The organism is Geobacillus genomosp. 3, assembly GCF_000445995.2.
GTDB lineage: Bacteria > Bacillota > Bacilli > Bacillales > Anoxybacillaceae > Geobacillus.
This window is the reverse complement of sequence record NC_022080.4, coordinates 676524-699817: the sequence shown is the minus strand read 5'-3', so window position 1 is coordinate 699817 and position 23294 is coordinate 676524. Positions and strand designations below refer to the sequence as shown.

The following is a 23294-nucleotide window of genomic DNA, read 5'->3' as shown; positions in this document are numbered from 1 at the left end:
GGAGGAAGAGTAACGGCAAATCCCGATTTCTCCCCACTTACGCTCACGCGTCGAAGTGGAAGCTTCTCGGTTCAGGATGATAAAAGAGAAGGCTGTTCTCGGCGCCCGGGGACGGCCTTTGCTTTTTTGAAACAAACATTTTATCAAGCCATTTCCATCGCTCCTCATTGCTCATGGGTTGAATGGCTTCTAAGATTTCTTCTGCCGTCATTAGTTTTTCCATCACCATCATCCCCCCTCATCGTGCTCATTGACCAATATAGCCCCCATTCTTATTTTACCGAAAAGACTGGTAAAATACGATGATTCCCATTGATTATGCTCCTTGTGGAAAAAAGCAAAAGAAAAAAACCCCAACGGCCCGTTTTCGGCTCGAGTGCGGGGTTCATTCAAGAATAGAGCACGATCATCGCGATGAAAAAGTACGCTGCATTGGTGATTTCCAAGATGCCCAGTTTCATGATCGGCAGCGACTTGCCGTATAAATAAACGGCGCGGATGACGCTCGGTGCGTAGGCCAAAACGGCGAACGTCTCGCCGATGGCGATAAGGCCGGCAATGAGCAGGGCATGGTAGCCCCATGACAGCCATTTGTACCGCTCGTTTTTCTTTTCCCGAATCATCGTTTTCACGTAAAACGTGCTGCCGAGGAAAAAGAGGAAGGAAAACAAGGCGAGTTCAAACGCTTCGAGCGTCAACGCCCCGCGTCCGGCGTAAAAGGCGGCGAGGCCGCCGATGCAAAACGCCGCAATGGCCGCCACGTCGTTCCAAAAGGCGCGCTCGTTCTTTTTCTTGCTATAGTATGTGTTCACCAAGAAAAACGGCACCATGGCGAGCCCGAAGTAGAAAAGCGCCGGCTGCTGCCAAAGGGAGACGACAAGCCCTAGGGCGGCGATGGTGCCGTAGCGGGCGGCGGCAGGTACGTACGGGTCTTTCCGCTTCGTTTTCACCGCCATTAAAAGCGGATATGTTGCTAAATAGAGGGCAAGCCAGGCGAGAAAAAGCGGCGCGTGAATCCATGAAAGCCCGCCCGCATACGCCCCGAGCCAAAACGGGATGATGAGCATCGCCCAGGCGCCGTGCTGTTTTGGCATCACCCATTTGCTTTTGTTTGCCATTGGTCTCATCCTCCGCTTACTGGTGGAATAAAGGCGACCGTGTCGCCGGCGTGAAGCGGCGCCTCGTCGCGGGCATATTCCTCATTGATCGCCGTCATGACGCGCTCAAGCGAGACGCCGTAGCGCTCTTCCACTTCGTCTTTCAGCTTTTTTACTGTTTCTGGGACGTGCGGCCATGTCACTTCCCGTTCGCCGATTTGCTCGCCCAAATGGGCGAAAAACAACAGACGGATCATTCCTCTTTCACCTCCGGTTTTCCAGACGGGTACGCCGTTGTTTCAAGCTGGTCGCCAACCCAGGCGCTTCCGTCCTCCCATTGCTCTTTTTTCCAAATCGGCACGATTTGCTTGATCCGTTCGATGGCGTAGCGGTTCGCTTCATACGCTTCGGCGCGGTGCGGCGAAGAAACGGCGATGACGACGGCGATGTCGCCGATCTCAAGCCGCCCGATCCGGTGGGTGATGGCGGTTTTCGCCCCCGGCCATTTCTCCGCAATTTCCGCCCCGATTCGCGCGAGCATGCTCTCAGCCATCGACACGTACGCCTCATATTGCAAAAACAGCGTCCGCTTGCCGTTCGTCCATTCGCGCACCGTCCCGGCAAAGACAGCAACCGCCCCCGCTTCCGGGCGCATCACTTTTTTCATCACATCCTCGACCGAAATCGGCCGGTCGGTAATGACAAACAACGGTTCGGTCATGTTCGCGTTCTCACCTCATTTATGAGCCATGGAATATATTCATCATCGTCCGCCAGCAAAAACACCGGGTATGACAGCGGTTCGGGAAGCGGCTCCCAGGCGATGACGGCGCGAATGTCGGCAAGGTGCTGGAGCGACGCCCAATCTTTCGCGGAGCGCACAAGCACGACTTTCGGATGCCGCTCTTGTTTGTAGCCTTCAACCAACACGAGATCGAGCCGAAGCGGCGCATAGAGCGCCAACACGTCATCCAACCGCCATAGCGGCCGGCGGAGATGAAGCTGCAACAGCCCATCCCCTTCGACCGCTGTGGCCACCGCCCCGGCCCGCTCGTGGCGGACGGAATCGACGCCTTCGGGCCGGGCGGGTTCGCCGCCATGGCCGTGATGCTTCACCGTCCCGACGCGCCATCCTTCCCGGACAGCGGCCGCCGCCCATTTTTCGACAAGCGTCGTCTTGCCGCTATGTTTATAGCCGACGACTTGCCAGACGTTCATTCGCTTGATCCCTCATCGTCATTCAAAAGCCACACGTCGACCTCATCGCCGGCCGCAAACCCCCGCGTTCCGCCCGGCAGCACCATTAAGGCGTTCGCTGCCGCGAGCGAAGTGACAATGTTCGATTTGTCCATGCCGACCGGCTTCACGACAAGCCGCCCGTCAACCGCCTCCACCCGGCTGCGCACGAAGCGGGTGAACGGATTCGGCTTCGGAAACTCGGCGCCAAGGGTGGCTTTCGCTTTTTTCAAATGCGGCTTGGCCGAAAAGAGCCGCGTGCGCACAACCGGACGGACGAACAGTTCGTATCCGACGTAGCACGCCGACGGGTTGCCGGATAAGCCGAACAGCAGCTTGCCGTCCCATTCCGCGACGGTCGTCACGCTTCCCGGGCGCATGGCGATTTTGTTAAACAACACATTCGCCCCAAGCCGCTCGTAAATAGCGGGCAAATAATCGAAGTCGCCGACCGAAACGCCGCCCGTTGTAATGAGCATGTCCACTTGATCGAGCGCCTCGCGCACCGCGGCGAAGCAGGCGTCCAGGTCATCGGCAAGCTGACCGAAATAAACCGGCTCGGCGCCGCTGTTGAGCACTTGCGCCTCGATCATGTAAGCATTGCTGTTGCGAATTTTCCCCGGCACGAGCGGCTCGGAGACGTCGAGCAGTTCGCTGCCGGTCGCAAAAATGCCGATGCGCGGCCGTTTTGCCACTTTCACCTCCGCATAGCCGAACGTCGCCAAGAGCGCCGCCACCCCGGGATTGATGCGCGTTCCTTTTTCGACTAACGGCTGCCCTTTTTTCGCGTCTTCCCCTTGAAACGAAATGTTGTCGCCGGGGCGGAACGGGCGCTTGATGGCCATGTACGTCTTCCCGTCCCGCTCGTACTGTTTGGCGAGCTCGAGCATGACGACGGCATCGCACCCGTCGGGAATTTGCGCTCCGGTCATCAGACGCACCGCTTGAAACGGGCCGACCGGCTGCTTCGCCACTTGCCCGGCGCCGATCGCTTCAATAACTTCAAACTCGACGGGATGATCCAGCCCCGCTCCTTCCGAATCGGCGGCGCGAATGGCAAACCCATCGTACGGCGAGCGATCAAACGGCGGCACGTCATGGTCGGCGAGCAAATCCTCGGCTAAATAGCGACCGTACGACTGCCGAAGCGGCACCACCTCTTCTTCCCCTCTCCCGGCATAACGCATCACCCGATTGATCGCTTCCGCAACCGGAATCGGGGTTCGTTTTTCCACCAACGGTGTTCTCTCCTTTCTTTTATTCACTTCACTAAGTCCATTTTATCGTTTTATCACAATGATTTCCAATCTTGCAGCTGTCTAATGGTTTTGGCCAATTTTTCATCAACGACGCTGGCATCATCAATATGTTGCAAAATCATCGCCCGCGTTTCCCCAAACAAAGCGGCCGACCGCTCAAGCTCTTGCATCACTTCATCGGCGTAACGAAACTGTTCTTGAATATCGTTTAACACGCCACTGACCCGCTTTTCGACTTGATCGATCAGCCCGATCATCGCCGACCATGTTCGCGATGTGTTGATGCTCATTTGCACTACCGTGTTAATGATAGATGAAATGGCGTCAGTCTGTACGAGCGACCGTTGAATTTCTTGCTGCACCGCATCGGTGAGCTGGTGGATCGTTTCCGTGCTGTCTGCCGTATGTTCAGCCAGTTTCCTGACTTCGGCGGCAACGACGGAAAATCCTTTTCCATGCTCCCCGGCGCGGGCCGCTTCAATCGAAGCGTTTAAGGCGATTAAATTCGTCTGTCCGGCGATTTCTTTAATGACTTTGACGATTTGCTCGATCTCTTGCGAACGGTCGCGCAGCCGATGCATCGCGGCCGATGTCGTCTCCATTTCCGCCCCGAGCTGCCCGATCGCCTGCTCAACCTCCCCGGACATGCGAATCCCTTCTTTCGCCGCCGCCACCATCTGCCCGGCGGTGTCCGCCAAAGCCGTCCCCTGCTCGCGCAGGCGCCCGGAGATGGCGTATGACGATTGACTGAGCGTACGGACATTATCCACTTTTTCTTTCGTTTTTTCCATTAAATCGCCCAAGACATGGTGCTGCCCGTTGACGAGTTCATGTTGGCGGACAATTTCCTGCCATTCCTCAAGCAGTCCGGCCACTGTTTCACGAATGGCCGTTTCTTGCCTTACAAGCTGTTGTTTCATCTCTTCAATCCGGCGTTCAAGCTCCTTTTTTTCTTCCTCCCAGCGGCTTGCCTTGGCCAGCGGCCACATGCTGACTCCTCCTCTTTTTTCGGCAGTTCACACTTTCCATATGGCGTATTCACCGTTGTTTTCCTTATTTATATATTTCGTCTGTTTTATTGTACAAGAAGGAAGAGAGACACTGTTGTGATGTTGATCACATTTCCTTGTTGTCCGCTTTTTTTTGCTTGTGTGAGATGTATCACAACGTTGGCGACCAAAACAAGGTATGCTGAAGCTGTAATGATTTGACGATGGAGGGATCCGAAATGGAACAGCGGTTTACCGAACAATCGTTAATTGGCGATATTGTCACTGCCTTTCCGAAAGCAGCGGATTTGTTTAAAACGCAACGCATTGATTTTTGCTGCGGCGGGCAGCGCCCGTTAAAAGAGGCCATCGAAGAGCGCGGGCTGGACGGCGAAGCGCTCCTTCACCAGCTGAACACCTTGTATAACGAAGCGCAAAACAAGCCAACCGGAAACTGGAATGAAGCGCCGCTCGACGAACTCGTCGATCATATTGTAAGAACACATCACCGCTATTTGAACGAGGAACTGCCGCAGCTCAGCCCGTATGTCACGAAAGTGTTGCGCGTGCACGGCATGCATCACCCACATCTTTCCCGGGTGCATAAACTGTTCCATGAGTTAAAAACGGAGCTTGAGCAACACTTGATTAAGGAGGAAACGGGCGCATTCCCGCTCATTTTGCAATTTGCCGACAACCCATCCCCGGAAAACCGGGAGGCGGTCGAACAGGCCGTTCGCGAACTCGTCAATGAGCATGATGTCGCCGGTGATCTCATCAAAGAAATTCGTGAAATCACAAACGATTTCACCCCGCCGGAAGACGCATGCGGCACGTACCGGCTCGTCTACAACCGACTCGCCGCGCTTGAGGACGACTTGTTTACGCACATCCATTTGGAAAACAACATCCTCTTTCCGCGCGTGTTGGCGGCGGTGAAGGCGTGAGCAGGGTAAACAAGACAAGCCATTGGCACGGTTGAAACGCGACCAACGCATAAAAACAGGATCGCTTCCTGAGTTAAGGAGCGATCCTGTTTGTTTATCCGCCAATATACGACATCTCAATTTTCCGCTGTTGTTTTGCCGTCTCCGCCGTCCGTTCTTCCGAATAGCGGTCCGTCCGCCGGTTCCAGATGGCCGTAATGAGCGCCTTCAGCTCTTCTTTCCCCGCGCCGGCACGCAGTTTGTCTTTCAATGACACGCCATTCGCCGCAAACAGGCACGTATACAGCTTGCCATCGGCGGAAATGCGCGCCCTCGTGCAGCTTTGGCAAAACGCTTCCGTCACCGAGGCGATAAAGCCGACTTCGACGTTCGTGCCGACGTAGCGGTAGCGGCTCGCCACCTCCCCGAAGTACTCGTGTTCGACCGGCTCGAGCGGATGCATGGCATGGACTTGTTCATAAATCTCCTTTTTCGTCACGACATAGGAAAAATCCCAGCCGTTCGTCGTGCCGACATCCATGAATTCAATAAAGCGGAGCGGGATGCCCAATTCTTTAAAGTAAGCCGCCATCGGCACGATTTGTGAATCGTTCCACCCTTTTTTGACGACCATGTTCACTTTGACGCCAAGCCCGGCCTTGCGCGCCGCTTCAATGCCTTTCAACACCGGAGCGGCGCCGACGCCGATGCCGTTCATTTTGCGGAAAATGTCATCGTCCAACGCATCCAAGCTGACGTTGACGCGCTTCAACCCGGCCGCTTTCAGCCGTTTCGCCCATTTCACCAAATGGATGCCGTTTGTCGTAAGGGCAACGTCCCGCAAGCCGGGAATCATGGACAACCGCTCAATAAGCGCATCAAGGTCGCGCCGAAGCAGCGGCTCGCCGCCGGTCAGGCGCACTTTTTCGACCCCAAGCTCGACAAAACATTCCGCCAACAGCGCCATTTCATCAACGGTTAACAGCTGGTCTTCCGCCAAAAAGCGAAAATTCGGCCCAAACACCTCTGCCGGCATGCAGTAGACGCAGCGAAAATTGCATTGATCGGTGACCGACAACCGCAAATCGCGCAGCGGGCGGGAGAGGCGGTCGGTGATCTTCATCCGGTCGCGCTCTTCCATGGCGCTCCCTCCTTTCTCGTTTATGGGCCGCATCACGTTCAAGCGGCCTGTTTCTTTATCGTTGCAAACGGCTGAGTTTGGTCACACAAGCCAATAAACTGAATGACAACCCGATCGTGACCGCCACCCATGCCCACGCTAATTTCATCTCTCCTGATTCCATCGCCATATAGACAGCGGTCGGAATCGTCTGCGTTTTGCCCGGGATATTCCCGGCAAACATGAGCGTCGCGCCAAACTCCCCGAGGCTGCGGGCAAACGACAGCACCGCCCCGGAGAATAACGCGTGTTTGGCCAGCGGCAGCGAAATATGCCAAAACACTTGGCGCTCGTTCGCCCCATCGATGCGCGCCGCCCCTTCAATCGCCGGATCGACCGCTTCGAGCCCCGCTTTCGCCGCCTGATACATGAGCGGAAACGACACGACGACCGCCGCCAACACCGCGGCGCCGGGCGTAAACAATATCGTTGTGTGAAACCACGTCTCCATCAACCGTCCGATCGGGCTATGGCGGCCAAACAGCACAACGAGCAAAAACCCGACCACCGACGGCGGCAGCACCAACGGCAGCATCAACACCGTCTCGACGATCGTCTTCCCGCGAAACCGGCGGCGCGCCATCCGCTTTGCCGCCGCTGTCCCGAGGATCGCGACAATCACGCCGGCAAGAAGCGATACATTTATCGATAACCAAACCGGTGACCAAAATTCCGCCATGAATCAACCCTTCTCTGTTACATCTCCATCTCACTATACGAAAATGAGCGGCCATATGCTGTGATGCTGCTCACATTGATTGTATCATATGTGCATAGAAATCCGATTTAGAAAAATTTGTGACAACCCGCACAAAAAGAGGACAAACGGTGATTTTTTTCACTCTCTCCCGCTGTGATGTTTTTTACAATAGAAGTAGCTGAACAAATGGAGGTGCCGACAATGAACGGCGAAAGCCGCACTGCAATGAATCATGATTTCTCCCACTTGCGTTCGTTGCTTCAGTCGTCCAAAAAAGTGATTCCGCTTCGCAAGCACTCGTTTTTGTTTCAGGAAGGCATGCCAGCCAATGAGCTGTATTTGATCCTTTCCGGCAAAGTGCAAGTGAGCAAAATTTGCCCGGATGGAAAAGAAATGTGCTTCCGTATTTGCGGAAGTGGGGAAATTGTCGGCGAGCTGACACTATTTACGAACGATCCGCGTTATTTATTGACGGCCAAAGTGATCGAATCCGGTGAAGCGGCAGTGGTAAATAAAAGTGAACTGGAGGAACAGCTGCTGATCGACCCCACCCTTACCCTCGAATATATGCGTTGGATCAGCAAGCATGCCCGGCGGACACAGACAAAGTTTCGCGATTTGATCATGAACGGCAAAAAAGGAGCGCTTTACTCGACGCTCATTCGCCTTTGCAACAGTTATGGCGTCCCGCTTGAGGACGGAAGCATTTTTATTGATGTCACATTGAAAAACCAAGATTTAGCCAACTTTTGCGGCACGACGCGCGAAAGCGTCAACCGGATGCTCAACGCCTTAAAACAGGAAGGGATTATCTCGATGAAGCGGGGGAAAATTACCGTCCATGACTTGAACTATTTGAAAACAGAAATCCAATGCGAAGATTGCCCGGCGGATATTTGCTGCATTGAGTGAACAAGGCGCGGGCTGTCCCGGAAGGTTGCCAACCGCTCCTCTGCGGACAGCCCGGCTCTTTCGTTAAATTTTTTTCGCCCGCATCCGGCGGTAGACGACGTAACGCCGGTTTAAATATGTCAATGGGACGCTCCACACATGCACGAGACGGGTAAACGGCCAAATGCCAAATAACAACAGGGCGGAAAGAATATGAATTTGAAACCCGACCGGCGCATTGCTGACGAGCTGCGGCAGCGGCCGAAACGTTAAAATACCGCGAAACCACGGGCCAATCGTATCCCGATAGTCAAACGTCCCGCCGGTCGCTGTGTATCCGACCGTATTTGTAAAGCCTGTCAAAATGACAATGGTCAGCAGCACCAATACGACGATATCACTTTTGCTGCTATGACGGAGAAGGCGGCGAACGCTGAGCCGGCGCCATAAAAGCAGCACAACCCCGATTACGGTCGCCACGCCGGCGGCGCCGCCAAACCAAACCGCCCCAAAGTGGTACATCTCCTCGGTAATCCCGATCGCTTCATAAAACGCTTTCGGCACTAAAATACCGGCAACATGACCGAGAAACACAAAGAGAATGCCCCAGTGAAACAGAACGCTTCCCCAACGCAACCGCCGTTTCTCAAGAAACTCACTCGATTTGGCCGACCAGCCAAACTGGTCGGTATTGTAACGGTAAATATGACCGGCGACAAACAGCGTCAACATAATATACGGGTAAATGACCCAGAGAAACTGATCAAGCAGCGTCATGTAGCCTCCTCCGTTCTAACCGGAATGTCACGTTTCGCTGTTTTCTCAAGAAAAGAGGCGATGCCTGCCAGACAGCCGGCGAACACAAAGAAATACGGGTGACCGGTTTCTTGGAGCTTAGCGGTCAGCTCCTTGATGGCTTGTTCGTGAACAAGAAGCACTTTCCTTGCGCTGCTTGCCGGAGCAACCGATGCAAATTCAAGCATGAGCGGCAAATAGTCGGGCAGCTCATCCCCGGCCAGTTCCAAACCGGCTCGGCGAAACTCTTCTTTTAATTTCAGCAGCGCCTGGCCGCGCTCCTTTTGGTCGCCAAACAAGTAGTATGTCATATACATCGTCGTTCGGTCACTCAAATCAAAGGTTCTCACATAGAGTTCGCATAGCTCGTCAATATCTTTTGTTTTCGTATAGTCAAGAAACTGCAAAAACCGTTTGCGAGCCGTACGGTTGGCGAGCTGGGAAATTTCATAAAACAGCTGTTCGTCTTTCAGCCATTCTTGTTCCGGATATTGCAACAAAATGGAAGCGAGTTTAAATAGTTTCTGATGCTCTTCCATCCTCATCCCCCCAATAAAATTGGTGAAAACGGTCCGCCTCATATTCAGAGCAGCCAGAACAAGATTCCATAAACGCATAGCCGGCCGTGCCTTGCCCGTAAAACGCATTGCCGGCTTTCTCGCGGTGGGAGGACGGAATGACATACCGGTCGGAATATTTCGCGACGGCGGAAAGTTTATACATCTCTTTGACCGTATGCTCATCCATTCCTACCTTTTCCAATATGCTCCGATCCGGCTCTTTTCCTAAATTCACTGCCCGCATATAACTGCGCATCGCCACCATTTTTTTCAATACGGTGCGAATCACATCCGTATCACCGGCCGCCAACAAGTTCGCCAAATATTCAATCGGGATGCGCATTTGGTCAATCGCCGGAAAGACGACATGTGGGTTGATATCGTCCAATCCGCCGTCAAACGCCCCCATGATCGGGCTTAACGGCGGAACGTACCAAACCATTGGCAACGTGCGGTATTCCGGATGAAGCGGGAGCGCAATTTGCTGCTCAACAGCGAGTTTATAGACAGGCGAGCGCTGTGCCGCTTCGATCCAGTCGTCCGTATATCCGGCCTCACGCGCCGCCTCGATGACTTCCGGATCGTACGGATTTAAAAAGATGCGCAAATGGGCGCGGTACAGTTCTTTTTCATCTTGCACCGAGGCGGCTGCCTCCACTTGGTCCAAATCGTAAAACACAATGCCGATATAGCGCAGCCGGCCGACGCACGTTTCTGAACAAACCGTCGGCATCCCTACTTCAATGCGCGGAAAACAAAACGTGCATTTCTCCGCTTTATGCGTTTTCCAGTTAAAATACACCTTCTTATACGGGCAGCCGGTCACGCAAAAGCGCCAGCTCCGGCACGCGTCATGGTCGACGAGCACAATGCCGTCCTCATCCCGCTTATAAATCGCTCCGGACGGACATGAAGATACACAAGGCGGGTTCAAACAGTGCTCGCAAATGCGCGGCAAGTACATCATAAACGTTTGTTCGAATTCAAATTTCACCTTCTCTTCGATCCCTTTGATGTTCGGATCGCGCGTCCCTGTTTCGTAAACCCCGGCCAAATCGTCCTCCCAGTTCGGTCCCCATGTAACGTCCATATATTCGCCGGTCAGCTGCGATTTAGGCCGGGCGACAGGCTGATGCTCCCCTTCCGGACGGTTGATCAGTTGTTCATAGTCGTATGTCCACGGTTCATAGTAGTCGTCGATCACCGTCATATTGGGGTTATAAAAAATGTTTAACAGTTTGTTCACCCGGCCGCCGGCGCGCAGCTCAAGCTTCCCGTCTTTGAGCACCCAACCGCCTTTTTGCGAGTCTTGGTTTTCCCATTCTTTCGGATAGCCGATGCCCGGTTTCGTCTCCACATTGTTCCACCACATGTACTCGGCGCCGGGGCGGTTCGTCCATGTGTTGTTGCACGTAATGCTGCACGTATGGCAGCCGATGCACTTATCCAAATTCATCACCATGCCAAACTGCGCTCTAACTCTCAAGCCAATCCACCTCTCCTTTTTCCAGCTTGCGGATCACGACTTGTTCATCGCGCTGGTTTCCTGTCGGCCCATAGTAATTAAAGCCGTAGCTTAATTGCGCATAACCGCCGATCATTTGCGTCGGCTTGACGTGAATGCGGGTCGGGCTGTTAAACGTGCCGCCGCGCAATTTGCTGATCGGCGAACCAGGCACGTTAATATGGCGTTCCTGCACATGGTACATAAACGCCACCCCGCGCGGCAGTCGATGGCTGACGACCGCCCGGGCGACGACCACCCCGTTGCGGTTATACATTTCCATCCAGTCGTTGTCAGCGATGCCGACTTCAGCGGCGTCATCGGTATTCAGCCATACGTGAGGACCGCCGCGAAACATCGTCAACATCGGAACGGTATCCCCATATGTGCTGTGGTACGACCATTTAAAGTGCGGCGTCAAGTAACGGAGGGTAAGTTCTTTGCCGCCTACGTTCGGGCGCCGGTCATGGCTGTAAAAAGCGAGCTTCTGCAGCGGCGCTTTAAACGTCGGCAGCTCTTCGCCAAACTCAAACATGAGCTCATGATCCAAATAAAAATGTTGCCTTCCGGTCAACGTCCGCCATGGGATGAGCCGCTCAACGTTCGTCGTAAACGGGGAGTAGCGCCGGTTTCCGGTTTCGCTCCCGCTGAAAACCGGGGTTGTCAACACTTGCCGCGGCTGGACCGTAATCGAATGGAACGTAATATGTTCTTCCGCCCGTTCCATGACCAAATCCTTTAGCGGCTGCATCGTCTTTTTCTCCATTTCCCCCCACGCCTTCAGCGCCAATGCGCCGTTCGTTGTGCTAGAAAGCGCCAAAATAGCCTCCGCTGCATCGCGGTCTGTCAGCAGGCTCGGGCAGTCTTTATACGGACCTTCAAGCGCAGAAGAACCGAGCGTATCAAGCAGCCATTTGTACTGTTCCTTAGCGTCCCAGCTAAGCCCTTTCGCCCCGATTTGCTCGCGGACGACCGGGCCGAGCGCCACAAATTTGTTATACACTTCAGCATAATTCCGCTCCACAATGTGCAAGCGCGGAAAATTCACGCCCGGAACCGGATCGGCCGTCCCGTCTTTCCAGTCGTTCACCACCCCAAACGGCTGGGCGATTTCATCGCGCGTATCATGCAAAAGCGGCGCGGCGACGACATCTTGCACCGGTTTGGAAAAATAGCGGACAGCCAGCTCGGAAAACGTTTTGGCCAATCCTTTAAAGAAGTCCCAGTCCGATTTTGCCTCCCAAGGCGGTGCGATTGCCGGATTGAACGGATGGACAAACGGGTGCATATCCGTGCTGCTTACATCGTACTTCTCATACCACGTCGCTGCCGGCAACACGATGTCTGAATATAGACCGGTCCCGGCCATGCGAAAATCGATATTGACCATTAAATCAAGTTTGCCTTCCGGCGCGTTTTCATCCCAAACGATCTCGCTCGTTTTCAGTTCATCGTTTTGTTCGCTTAAATTCGCATGATGGGTGCCAAGCAAATGCTTCAAAAAGTACTCATGCCCCTTGGCCGAACTGCCGATCAAATTGGCACGCCAGACAAACATCACGCGTGGAAAATTGACCGGGTCGGACGGATTTTCAATGGCAAACTTGATGGTTCCTTTTTTGATTTGCTGAACGACATATTGAACAGCTTCTTCATTCGTCTTCGCGTTCGCCTGTTCCACGAGCGCAAGGCTGTTGACGTTAAACTGCGGATAAGACGGCAGCCAGCCTAACCGGGCCGCCAAATAGTTGTAATCGCCGCCGTGCTCATATCGCGGCTTTTCCACGAGCGGAGATACATGCTCGTTCATGTTTTGGTCTTCGTATTTCCATTGTTCGGTCACGAAATAGAAAAACGACGTTCCATTTTGCAGCCGCGGCGGCCCTCCCCAGTCGCGCGCCATCGCGATCGTCTGCCAGCCTTCGAGCGGGCGCACTTTTTCTTGGCCGACGTAATGCGCCCATCCGCCGCCGTTCACCCCTTGCGAGCCTGTCAGCAGCACAAGGTTCAAAACGGCCCGATAAATGGCGTCAGAGTGGTACCAATGGTTAATGCCCGAACCCATCACAATCATCGAGCGTCCTTTGGAATCGAGCGCATTTTGCGCAAATTCGCGGGCGATTTGTGCGGCCGTCTTTCGGTCAATGCCAGTAATCGCTTCTTGCCAAGCCGGCGTGTACGGCTTCATATCATCATAATCGGACGGATAGTCGCCGGGGAGCCCACGGCCGACGCCCATTTTCGCGAGCAATAAATCGAATACGGTCGTCACGTATACCGTCTCGCCGTTTTGTTTGATGGCTTTCACCGGAACGCCGCGCTCAATCACCGCCTTTTTCCCGGCTTCAAAATGCGGAAATTGGACGATCACCGTATCATCTTGCTGTCCGAGAAGCGTCAAGGCAGGCTGAAGCCCGAGCCGCCGGTTGTCCATGTCGTCAAGCCGCAAGTTCCAGTTGCCGTTATTCTCCCAACGGTGTCCGATCGTTCCGTTTGGCACGGCAAATGTCTGTGACCTCTCATCCCATATGACCGTTTTCCATTCCGCATACTGAAGCGGCATGCCAAGATCGCTCGCCCGCAAAAAGCGGCCGGCTGTATAGCGGTTCCCTTGATTGTTTAACATGACTAAAAACGGCAAGTCGGTGTACGTTTTCGCATAATTCATAAAGTAATCGGCCGTTTGGTCAACGTAAAATTCTTTCAAAATTACATGCGTCATGGCCATCGCCAGCGCTCCGTCCATTCCCGGCTGCACCGGCAGCCAGTTGTCGGCAAATTTCACAAATTCCGCATAGTCAGGGCTAATGGCGACGACTTTTGTCCCCCGGTAGCGCGCCTCGACATAAAAGTGGGCATCCGGGGTGCGCGTTTGCGGCAAGTTGGATCCCCATACGATCATATAGCTGGAGTTAAACCAGTCTGAGCTTTCCGGCACATCCGTTTGTTCTCCCCATATTTGCGGGGAAGCCGGCGGCAAATCGGCATACCAGTCATAAAAGCTGAGCAGCGCCCCGCCAATTAAATTCAAAAAACGGGCTCCTGCCGCATAACTGACCATCGACATCGCCGGAATCGGCGAGAAGCCGAAAATGCGATCCGGACCATACGTCTGGATCGTATAAATAAGGGAAGCGGCGATCATCGTATACACATCATCCCATGCCGCCCGGACGAATCCGCCTTTGCCGCGCGCCCGTTTGTATCGTTTCGCCTTTTCCGGGTCTTCGACAATAGCCTTCCAGGCGGCAACAGGATCGCCTTCGTGCGCCAGCGCTTCCTTCCACAATTTCAAAAGCGCCCCGCGCACATACGGGTAGCGGACGCGCAGCGGGCTGTATGTATACCACGAAAAGCTCGCGCCCCGCGGACAACCGCGCGGTTCGTACTCCGGCATATCCGGCCCTGTCGTCGGATAGTCGGTTTGCTGCGTTTCCCACGCAATAATGCCGTCTTTCACATGCACTTTCCAACTGCACGAGCCTGTGCAGTTCACCCCGTGAGTAGTGCGGACGACTTTGTCATGCTGCCAGCGGCGGCGATACGTCTTTTCAGCATCCCGTCCGTATGGCGACAGTTCTGCGTGACCGGCAATTTTTTCTGACCGGCCAAAGTATTTTAATTTCTGCCAAAATGGGGTAGGCTTTTGGTTCATGCCGTTTTCCCTCTCCTTTCGTTCCGTCCAAATTTAAAAGAGCAGACTTTCCTCATCGGCACTATGGATGCGATTGATGTGAAGCAAGGCGTGAAAACGGGTTAGCACCTCGCCATCGACCTGTTCAGGCAGCCGCTCCCGTATTTCGGCAATCAATTTTCTCATAAGGTCATGGTCACGTTTTAACCGTGCAACCGTTTCAGCCAGATCTTCTCCCTCTCCGGCCTTTTCACGGTAAAACCCTTCCTCTTCGGCCTCGGCGTGGGCAATGACCCGTTTTTCCCAATGTTCGGCAAGCGCATCCGCCACCTCAGCAAGATGCTCGCTGCGCCGCTCGTCATACAGTTTTTCCAGCAAATCGGTCAGACGTTTCGCTTCAGCAAATGCCCCATGATGAATGGAGCGATGCGCGTCCAACTTTCGCAGCGATGGGCCGCCCATTTGATCACCTCACTTCCTGAATACCTATATTTCCCCTTTATTAACCTATGTTTTCCAAACAGTAGGTATGTTATGCCGAATAGGGAGGGGAAAGGAAAAGAAGCTCCTTTTCCCTAATGCGCTCCCCCTCAATTTCTACCGAGAGCAACTTGTGGTGTGACGGAGTTCGCATACAATCTGTACACAAGTTGTTTAAAATGAGGAAAAAGTGAGAAAGAAGGTGGCGAAATGTTGCATCCTCCGATCCGCCTCGGAGTCGATGTACTAGTACAATCATTAGCCGTTCAAGGAATCAGCCGCGTATTTGGCTGCTGCCATGACAGCACATTGCCGGTTCGCCAAGCACTCGAAACCTCCTCCCGCCTGTCGTATATCGAAATGAAGCACGAACAAGCGGCTGTTCATGCGGCGGACGGGTATGCGCGTGCTTCGGGGAAATTAGGAGTGGCGATCATCGGGGCAGGGGGCGGAATCACAAACGGTATTACCGGAATCGCAACCGCATTAAGCGACTCCGTCCCATTGCTTATCATTGTCACGCGTCCCTCTCCGGAAAACGACTTGTATGCTCCTGACCTCGATGTGTTTAGCCTTTGCACACCGGTTACGAAATACCATTTGCAAGTGAACGAAATCAGCGGCATCCCATCAACCATCCAGCACGCCTATGAAATTGCGCTAAGTGGAAGACCAGGGCCGGTGACGGTGGAAATTCCAACTCATCTTCTCCGCCAGGAGGCGACGGCGTCCTACCCGATGCCAAAAGCTTCACTCCCGAAACCGAAGAAAATACCGAAAAAATCGTTGGAAGCCGCCATTGCCGCCATTGAAAGCGCCAAAAAACCGGTCTTGTTTATCGGCGGTGGGGTCATCAGCTCCGGCGCCTCGGAACTGGTGCGCGAGGTGGCCATAAAAGGCCAAATCCCCGTTGTCAGCTCGTTGATGGGAATTGGCGCTTTCGCTCAAAATCCGTTATACTTAGGAATGCTCGGCATGCACGGGACTTATGCGGCCAATAAAGCGGTCCATCAATGCGACTTGCTCATTTGCGCCGGCGTGCGCTTCAGCGACCGGGTGACGGGAAAAATGAGCGGATTTTCGCCAAAATCGAAAAAAATTCATGTCGATATTGACGCTTCCGAGATTAACAAAAACATCCGTGTCGACCTTCCGATTGTCGGGGATGCGAAACAATTTTTCCATTCTTTAATCGATCGGCTCCGCTATCCACTCATCCGGGAACATACGAAAGACTGGGTGGCGGAAGCGACACAGTGGCGGCGGACGGTGCCCCGCTTCGATACGTCTGCAAGCCGCCTAAAGCCGCAAAAAGTCATCCAAATGCTTTCAGCTCTCGCAGGAGACGAGGCGATTGTGGTCACCGACGTCGGCCAACACCAAATATGGACAGCCCATCATTATGCCTTTACCAAACCGCGGTCCTTTTTAACGTCCGGCGGACTCGGGACGATGGGGTACGGCCTCCCGGCAGCCATCGGCGCCGCTGTCGCTGCGCCGGGCCAAACGGTCATTTGTGTGACCGGGGACGGCAGTTTTCAAATGAATCTTCAAGAAATGTTGACGGCTGTTGCACACAACCTCCCGATTAAAATCGCCGTATTAAACAACGGGTATTTGGGGATGGTGCGCCAGTGGCAGGAACTGTTTTACCAAGGGCGCTATTCAGCCGTGAAAATTACTTCGCCTGATTTTGCTAAGCTGGCCGGGGCATACGGGGCGGCCGGGTATGCGGCCGACTCGGAAGCAGAGGCAGAGGCGATCATCAAAAAAGCGTTAGCGCACAATGGACCGGTCTTGCTTGATTTTAACATCGCCGAGGAAGAAAACGTTTATCCGATCGTTCCCCCTGGGCAAAGCAACGACCAAGCTATTTTGGCGCGCTGATGGGAAGAGCGCCCGACCGGCCGTTGTTCACGGCCTGCCGGACGCTCTTTTTTTCTTGTCGGTTGTGATGCGAATCACTTCTTTTTCTTTTTGCCGCCGTATAATAAGAGCTATAGGGCTTTGGGCGGCCATCTCCCGTTTGGGGAAACGGGGGAACATTAATGTCCGCTTGTTTCCGCGCCGTCGTCTTCACCGGTTTCTGTGACTTTCAGCGTGGCGACGGCTCCTTTTTGTGCATGGTTAAACTGATGAGTGACGATCGGGTACGTTCCCGGTTTGGTGACGGTAAATTCGACAACCGCGCCGCCGCTTGCCGGAAGCATCACCGTTTGCATTCCCTTTAGATGATTGCTCGGGTTGCCGTCAAGATACACATCATCGAAGACAGTGCCGACGACGTGGAACGAACTCACCTCGTTCGGGCCAACGTTATTGACATACAAGCGAATTTTCTCGCCGACTTTCGCAAGCAACGGTTTTTCTTTCAGCGTGAACGTATCCCCGTTTGTGTTCAGGTCACCAGGCTTCAGCGCTTTCGTCGAGAAAGCGACGTAGCTTGGCACTCCGTTTTGGAAGTCATTCATATCGTTATATTTGTACCACTCGTTTTGGATGAGCACATATTCGCGGTCGACTTCTTTATCGGTCGGATAGCCGTTTTTCGGCTTGACGATGATCACACCGTGCATGCCGTTGGCGATATGCTGCAACACTGGCTTCGTGCCGCAATGGTACATAAACACACCCGGTTTGTTCGCCGGATACGTGAACGTTCCCGATTCGTTTGGCATCACATCAATAAAATCTTCGGACGGAGCAGCGTGGACGGCATGGAAATCCATGCTGTGCGGGATGACCGGATCCATATTTTTTAATGTAAAGTGGATTGTGTCCCCTTCATTGACGACGACGAGCGGCCCTGGCGCTTGACCGTTAAACGTCCATGCTTTATACATTTTCCCTTTGTCAATTTCAATATCAGTGATTTGCGCCGTCATTTCAACGCGGACATCATGCGGGCCGATCCGCTCCATTTTCAACGGCACCGGCGCTTGGTTGACTCCTTGATGAGCGGCTAACACGTTTTCGGCAGACTGTTGCGCAGAGGCCGCTGTTCCATTTTTATTTTCCGCCTTTGCCTCCCCTCCCCCATTGCTGCATGCGGCCAAAAGCGAAGCAGTCAACGCGACGGACAACAGCGAAGACATCTTTCGGTTCATCGTTCTTCCCCCTTAAGTGATATCGTCTACACCTTTAGGGTACGGCATCTCCACTTTTCCCCTAGTGATTTGTATCACCGGCAGGCGGTCATGTTTGAATGGTTTGTGAAATAATGAACAATACAGTTTCGCAAGGTAGCAATCGTAAGGAACGTTTTCATGTTGGCTGCCAGAAAACGGAGGCCCCCTCCCTCTTATTGACCCGCTACATCGTGTCGGATAGGCAGGCATTTTTGTATCCTGTGACAGCGCACATCAAGAGATGATAACAAAAGGCCAAAAGCACGTGCCTTTGGCCTCTTTGGTTTCCGAACTATGATATTGTCTTTACGACGCGTACCGTTTCACCGGTTCGCCCGCCTTTTTGCCAAACACGACTCGGTTGAGCAAGAAGCAGATCAAGGTAAACAAGCCAAGAAGCATGAAACCAAGCGCGTATGAGCCGGTTGCGTCTTTAATGATTCCCATTAAAATCGGCGGGAAAAAGCCGCCAAGTCCGCCCCAGGCGCCAACAAGACCGGTGACCGCACCTGTCTCAGCCGGGAACAGCTGCGGAACGAGCTTGAAAACTGCACCGTTGCCTAACCCAGACATTGCCGCGAGCAGCAGGCAAGCCACTGTCATCACCCAAATGTTTTCCATTCCAAACGCGACCGTTAAGGCGCCGAGCGTCATCCCAGCGTACACAAACGTCAATACCCGTTCAGCACCGATTTTATCACCAAGGTAGCCGCCGATCGGCCGGGCGAGCGTCGCGATAACCGTAAACCCGGCTGCGCGCATTCCGGCATCGACCGGTGTCAAACCGTACAAATCCACAAGCAACGACGGCAAGTAAATGCCAAAGGCAACGAACGCCCCAAACGTAACGAAGTAAAAGAGCGACAGCGTCCACGTATGTTTATATTTGAGCACCGACAGCGATTCGCGCATCGTTTTTTGCTGTTTTGGCTTCGGCATATCCGGTGTGAAAAACCAAACGAGAACAAGCATGATGACAACCGGGATGATCATCCCCCAAAACGCCCACGGTACACCGAACGCCGCGGCAATCGATGGAACGGAAAAGCTGGCGACCGCCGTGCCGAAGTTCCCCATCGCGTTAATCCCGAGCGCTGTCCCTTGTTTTTCCGGCGGAGTCAAGCGCGAAACAAACGTCACCGAGATCGAAAACGACGTTCCGGCCATGCCGATGAAAAACGCCCAAAACATGAGCATCGCATATGAATCAGCAAACCCTGCCCCAACAAGCGGAATGATTAAAAATAACAGCAACAGCGAAAACAGCCTTCTCCCGCCGATCCGGTCCGTCCAAATGCCAAGCGGCAAACGCATGATCGAGCCGAGCAGCACCGGAATGGCGACCAAAATGCTTTTTTGTGTCGATGTCAGTCCATACATTTCTTGGAATGTGCTCGCGAGCGGTGAAAAGACGGCCCATACAGCGAATGAAAATGTCATTGCCAACGTTGTGATCGGCAACAACGCCTTTTGTTTATTCATGAAAAGCCCCTCCCTAACCTTCAAAATATGTGGCTTTGTTTGTAATTCCATCATACGCAGGCACGGAAAATAGATTTGTGAGGTTTATCACATTTGCCGTTGTTGTCACCGTTTCGTCAAAGTTGCTGTCACGTTTTTGTCAAAAATGGCTTTTCATCATTATATTGTTTTCTTGCCCAAGCGGCGCATGTATGACAAAAACAGCCATAAAAAAATCCGTTCCTACCAAGGAACGGATGCAGTCGATTAGGTGAAGCACGTTTTTTGCCGCGTTCAAGGCTTTCCAAACATCCCCGCCCCGCGCAAAGTGCCGGCGCCATGCACCATCGACCACGGAAGCCGGAAAAGGCCATGCCCGTTCTCACCCGTGCGCCCGGATTTCCTGCCTCACAAATAACAAATAAGCCGCCGCAAAGCAGATGAGAGTGGCCGCGATCAAGGCGGTCGCCTGCGGCCAAATGAGCAGCAAACTTTGCGAAAATGGCAAAGGACCGGCGATGGCGCCAGCGGTCTGTTCGACGGTGACGATCCCCAGCGCCCGGACGTCCGGCGACAACAGCGCGGCTGTCGACTCGTTAAAGCGAGCCTTGAACCGAAAGGGGGAAGCTTAACACCGACAGGGCCGGAAACGTTTATCGTCAACTTAGAACGCCAATGATGTTTCGCGCTAAACAGCGAAAACGGGGAAGGGCGCCTTCCCCCTTCCCCGTATGTTTCGGACACATCACCAACGTCCGCCGCGTGCACCCGGGCGCCGTCCCGCGAACGCGGCGGCGCCGCCATTTTAGAAGAACCAGCCGGTTTTCACCGCCCCTTTACAATTGACTGCGCTCTTTTGTCCGCAGCGCCTTTGGAATGTAAACACAATACGGCTCGCTTTCCAAATAGTCGCCAGTCACCGCGTACGCCCGCGAGCGCGAGCCGCCGCACACATGGCGAAACTCGCAAACGCCGCATTTCCCTTTGTATTTGTCCGGATTGCGCAAATCTTGGAAAATCGGCGAGTGTCGGTAAATGTCCGCAAGCGGCGTTTCCCGGACGTTCCCTGCCTTCACCGGCAGCAGCCCGCTCGGGTAGACGTCGCCGATATGGGAAATGAAGACGAAACCGTTGCCGTCGTTTACCCCTTTCGGCGCGCGGCCGAGCCCGTCGACCTGCCCGGTCAACCCTTGGTTCAACACGTCTTCGTAACGGATGCCGCCTTTCGCCGCTTTTCCTTCGCGCATTTTCGCCTGCAGCACGACGCGGCGGTAATGCTGGCCTGCCGTTGTTTTGATGTCAAACGGAACGCGCTTGCTCGTTTCATACAGCCAGCGGAACACCCGCTCATGCTCAACCGGAGAAATCATATCCTCCTCTTTTCCCCTGCCTGTCGGCACAAGGAAAAAGACGCTCCAAAGGACGCATTTTAACTTCTCGACGAGCGCCACCATCTCGTCAAGCACATGAACATTGTACCGCGAAATGACGGTGTTGATTTGCACGGGAATGTCAAGTTCATGCAAGTAGTGAATCGCGCGGATCGTCAAATCGAATGAGCCGCTCGTGCCGCGGAAATGGTCGTGAATCTCGGCATTCGGCCCGTCAAGACTGAACGCCCAGCGCGACAAGCCGACTTCTTTCGCCTTGCGGATCGCTTCTTTCGTCACGTTCGGCGTCGCGCTCGGCGTCATCGACACGCGCAATCCTTTGTCGATCGCATATTTCGCCAAATCGTACACATCCGGCCGCATGAGCGGATCGCCTCCCGTAAAGACGAGCATCGGCTGATCCATCTCGTAAATGTCATCGATCAGCTTTTTCCCTTCCTCAAACGTCAACTCGCGCGGATCGCGATGATATTGCGCTTCGGCGCGGCAATGAAGGCATTTTAATTGACACGCCCTCGTCAACTCCCAAATAACGATAAACGGGTTTTCATTGAAATCGCGCATCATGTCCCCTCCTCGGCCTCCATTGTACCGCAACACTTAGGCGCATTATGTGATATCCATCACATCCGCAGCGAGGCCACAACAGATGGCGATCGCACCTTGAATGAAGACGACGGCCGCGTGTACGGTCGGATGTGGCGACAGATCCTCAGCTGCAACAAAAAATGATTAAAAGCAGCCCGGATACATACCTGTTGAAATCGCCATTCTATTCCAACAGTTAATGGTGTTAATCGCCATAATTAAGTCTACGTATTCCTTTTCACTAAAAAACTGGCGAACCTTTTCATACAAATGTTGGGGAACCCCATTATTTGAAATAAGCGTAACTGCTTCGGTTAATTCCAGTACCGCCTTTTCTTTCTCAGAAAAAATGTCGTAAGCTTCACGCCAAACGCTAATTAAATTAATACGTTGTGCAGTTTCTCCCATGTTTCGTAAATCCCTAGTGTGCATATCTACACAAAAGGCGCATCCGTTAATTTGTGAGGCACGAATTTTAATTAGCTCATAGAGCGTTTTGTCGAGCCCACTCTTGTTCATAAATTCCTCTAGTTTAGTTAGGGCTTCAAATGCTTCTGGGTTTTCAATACGGTAATTGAAGCGCAAGGTCATCACCGTTCTCCTCCCTTTTTAGACAATTTTCTCCGCACTTACCTTGATCCCCCTCTTCAGCCCTAGTATAGAACGCACCACTTCCTTTCGATGCCAGCGAAAATTACGCAGCGGTGGATCTATACGCCTTTCCTCTTCTTTCACCGTCGGCCCACGATAATGCCAACGAAGGCAAGCCGCCTATCAAAAGCAGCATCTATCTGAGCGGCTTTCGTATTCTTGTTGTGTATTCACATTGTGCCACACTTTCTCCTCGACACCGAGCTGATTCGTGTCAATATACCGGACGTGAATCCGTTCAAGGAGCGCCGTCATCCGCCGTTCACCGATATCAAGCAGCTCGGCGATCACAGGGCTGAGCCGCCGGTGGTATAAGGCGACCAATGGCTCCGGACGGCCGCCATGGAGCGGGACGATGGCATCAACCATCGGATCGATATAGGAAACAAGCCGACTCGTCACTTCCTGCCGCATGTACGGCATGTCGCACGGCAAGACGAACACCCAATCCGCCTGGCTCTGTTCCATCACGGTGTAAATGCCGGCAAGCGGCCCACAGCCGCGGCAGCGCTCCACGTCAAGCAACACCGGGATGTCCGTTTGCCGGCGGAATTCATCGACAAGCGACGGGTGGCTGACGATATACAGTTCATCGGCGACAGACCGCAATGCCGCAACAGACCAGGTGAAAAACGGCGCGCCTTCGTGCAGCGCAAACGCCTTCGGCCGCCCGAATCGGCGCGACTGGCCGCCGGCGAGCACCGCTCCGGCAATGGTTGGTTTCATCACCCTTCCCCTTTCCGGACATCGTTTGTTTTTACCGTACCATACGAACCGTCGAAAAAAAAGATTTCCGCCTGCAGACGGAAATCCCGATGAAACGG

General features: G+C 53.6%; 22 protein-coding genes and 1 pseudogene. 3 read left to right on the top strand and 20 right to left on the bottom strand.

The annotated features are described in order from the left end of the window. Nucleotides 1–43: 43 nt before the first annotated feature. The 7 genes from M493_RS03635 to M493_RS19020 all read right to left on the bottom strand — a co-directional run bounded on the left by M493_RS03635 (nt 44) and on the right by M493_RS19020 (nt 4581). A complete protein-coding gene (locus M493_RS03635) occupies nt 44–226 on the bottom strand; it encodes a hypothetical protein (protein ID WP_235183449.1) in 183 nt (60 codons plus the stop codon). 163 nt (nt 227–389) lie between these two features. Continuing rightward, nucleotides 390–1118 carry a YwiC-like family protein gene (locus tag M493_RS03630; RefSeq protein ID WP_020958921.1) on the bottom strand — a complete coding sequence of 243 codons (729 nt, stop codon included), beginning with the start codon at nt 1116–1118 and terminating at the stop codon, nt 390–392. A gap of 5 nt (nt 1119–1123) precedes the next feature. Then, entirely contained in the window at nt 1124–1354 is a 231-nt protein-coding gene (gene moaD, locus M493_RS03625) for a molybdopterin converting factor subunit 1 (protein WP_020958920.1), read from the bottom strand. Next, nucleotides 1351–1818, bottom strand: a complete 468-nt coding sequence (locus M493_RS03620; protein ID WP_020958919.1) for a molybdenum cofactor biosynthesis protein MoaE — start codon at nt 1816–1818, stop codon at nt 1351–1353. Before M493_RS03620 ends, moaD begins: the two co-directional genes overlap by 4 nt. Continuing rightward, on the bottom strand, nt 1815–2315 hold the full coding sequence (mobB, locus tag M493_RS03615; RefSeq protein WP_020958918.1) for a molybdopterin-guanine dinucleotide biosynthesis protein B: 501 nt from the start codon (nt 2313–2315) through the stop codon (nt 1815–1817). Before mobB ends, M493_RS03620 begins: the two co-directional genes overlap by 4 nt. Next, complete coding sequence (glp, locus tag M493_RS03610) at nt 2312–3571, bottom strand: gephyrin-like molybdotransferase Glp (protein ID WP_020958917.1); 1260 nt, start codon at nt 3569–3571, stop codon at nt 2312–2314. Before glp ends, mobB begins: the two co-directional genes overlap by 4 nt. Nucleotides 3572–3624: 53 nt before the next feature. Further along, nucleotides 3625–4581: a methyl-accepting chemotaxis protein gene (locus M493_RS19020; protein ID WP_020958916.1), complete on the bottom strand. Its 957-nt coding sequence runs from the start codon at nt 4579–4581 to the stop codon at nt 3625–3627. Between the two features lie 239 nt (nt 4582–4820). On the opposite strand from M493_RS19020, the gene ric reads away from it, so the two are divergent. Then, on the top strand, nt 4821–5528 hold the full coding sequence (gene ric, locus M493_RS03600; RefSeq protein WP_020958915.1) for an iron-sulfur cluster repair di-iron protein: 708 nt from the start codon (nt 4821–4823) through the stop codon (nt 5526–5528). Between the two features lie 94 nt (nt 5529–5622). Here the strand turns inward: ric and moaA are convergent, their stop codons facing one another. Together moaA and modB are read right to left on the bottom strand one after the other, a co-directional pair. After that, nucleotides 5623–6648, bottom strand: a complete 1026-nt coding sequence (moaA, locus tag M493_RS03595; RefSeq protein WP_020958914.1) for a GTP 3',8-cyclase MoaA — start codon at nt 6646–6648, stop codon at nt 5623–5625. Between the two features lie 55 nt (nt 6649–6703). Next, the gene (modB, locus tag M493_RS03590; protein WP_020958913.1) at nt 6704–7366 is read right to left on the bottom strand and encodes a molybdate ABC transporter permease subunit; all 663 of its coding nucleotides are present in this window, start codon (nt 7364–7366) and stop codon (nt 6704–6706) included. Nucleotides 7367–7588: 222 nt separating this feature from the next. Between modB and M493_RS03585 the strand changes: the two genes are divergently transcribed. Then, nucleotides 7589–8299: a Crp/Fnr family transcriptional regulator gene (locus tag M493_RS03585; RefSeq protein ID WP_020958912.1), complete on the top strand. Its 711-nt coding sequence runs from the start codon at nt 7589–7591 to the stop codon at nt 8297–8299. A 63-nt stretch (nt 8300–8362) separates the two neighbouring features. Here M493_RS03585 and narI read toward each other — a convergent pair whose 3' ends face one another. Genes narI through M493_RS03560 form a run of 5 tightly spaced genes read right to left on the bottom strand, consistent with a single transcriptional unit; the run spans nt 8363 to nt 15233 of the window. After that, the gene (gene narI, locus M493_RS03580; RefSeq protein ID WP_020958911.1) at nt 8363–9055 is read right to left on the bottom strand and encodes a respiratory nitrate reductase subunit gamma; all 693 of its coding nucleotides are present in this window, start codon (nt 9053–9055) and stop codon (nt 8363–8365) included. Beyond that, a complete protein-coding gene (gene narJ / locus M493_RS03575; protein WP_020958910.1) occupies nt 9052–9612 on the bottom strand; it encodes a nitrate reductase molybdenum cofactor assembly chaperone in 561 nt (186 codons plus the stop codon). Before narJ ends, narI begins: the two co-directional genes overlap by 4 nt. Then, on the bottom strand, nt 9587–11119 hold the full coding sequence (narH, locus tag M493_RS03570; protein WP_023817506.1) for a nitrate reductase subunit beta: 1533 nt from the start codon (nt 11117–11119) through the stop codon (nt 9587–9589). The genes narJ and narH overlap by 26 nt, the downstream gene beginning before the upstream one ends. Then, nucleotides 11109–14792 (bottom strand): nitrate reductase subunit alpha, encoded by a 3684-nt coding sequence (locus M493_RS03565; RefSeq protein ID WP_020958908.1) that lies wholly within the window; start codon nt 14790–14792, stop codon nt 11109–11111. Before M493_RS03565 ends, narH begins: the two co-directional genes overlap by 11 nt. 33 nt (nt 14793–14825) lie before the next feature. After that, complete coding sequence (locus M493_RS03560; RefSeq protein ID WP_020958907.1) at nt 14826–15233, bottom strand: hemerythrin domain-containing protein; 408 nt, start codon at nt 15231–15233, stop codon at nt 14826–14828. Between the two features lie 228 nt (nt 15234–15461). Between M493_RS03560 and ilvB the strand changes: the two genes are divergently transcribed. Beyond that, nucleotides 15462–17138 (top strand): biosynthetic-type acetolactate synthase large subunit, encoded by a 1677-nt coding sequence (gene ilvB / locus M493_RS03555; RefSeq protein ID WP_020958906.1) that lies wholly within the window; start codon nt 15462–15464, stop codon nt 17136–17138. A gap of 158 nt (nt 17139–17296) precedes the next feature. Here ilvB and M493_RS03550 read toward each other — a convergent pair whose 3' ends face one another. The 6 genes and pseudogenes from M493_RS03550 to M493_RS03520 all read right to left on the bottom strand — a co-directional run bounded on the left by M493_RS03550 (nt 17297) and on the right by M493_RS03520 (nt 23196). Next, the gene (locus M493_RS03550; RefSeq protein ID WP_020958905.1) at nt 17297–18358 is read right to left on the bottom strand and encodes a multicopper oxidase domain-containing protein; all 1062 of its coding nucleotides are present in this window, start codon (nt 18356–18358) and stop codon (nt 17297–17299) included. Nucleotides 18359–18685: 327 nt separating this feature from the next. Next, nucleotides 18686–19861 carry an MFS transporter gene (locus M493_RS03545; RefSeq protein WP_020958904.1) on the bottom strand — a complete coding sequence of 392 codons (1176 nt, stop codon included), beginning with the start codon at nt 19859–19861 and terminating at the stop codon, nt 18686–18688. A 361-nt stretch (nt 19862–20222) separates the two neighbouring features. Further along, nucleotides 20223–20441 (bottom strand): annotated as a pseudogene (locus M493_RS03535) (ABC transporter permease); the annotation flags it as partial. A gap of 235 nt (nt 20442–20676) precedes the next feature. After that, on the bottom strand, nt 20677–21795 hold the full coding sequence (locus tag M493_RS03530) for a TIGR04053 family radical SAM/SPASM domain-containing protein (protein WP_020958901.1): 1119 nt from the start codon (nt 21793–21795) through the stop codon (nt 20677–20679). Nucleotides 21796–21963: 168 nt separating this feature from the next. After that, the gene (locus M493_RS03525) at nt 21964–22410 is read right to left on the bottom strand and encodes a carboxymuconolactone decarboxylase family protein (RefSeq protein WP_020958900.1); all 447 of its coding nucleotides are present in this window, start codon (nt 22408–22410) and stop codon (nt 21964–21966) included. Between the two features lie 183 nt (nt 22411–22593). Then, nucleotides 22594–23196, bottom strand: coding sequence for a molybdenum cofactor guanylyltransferase (locus tag M493_RS03520; RefSeq protein ID WP_020958899.1), 603 nt, complete (start codon nt 23194–23196; stop codon nt 22594–22596). Nucleotides 23197–23294 lie beyond the last annotated feature (98 nt).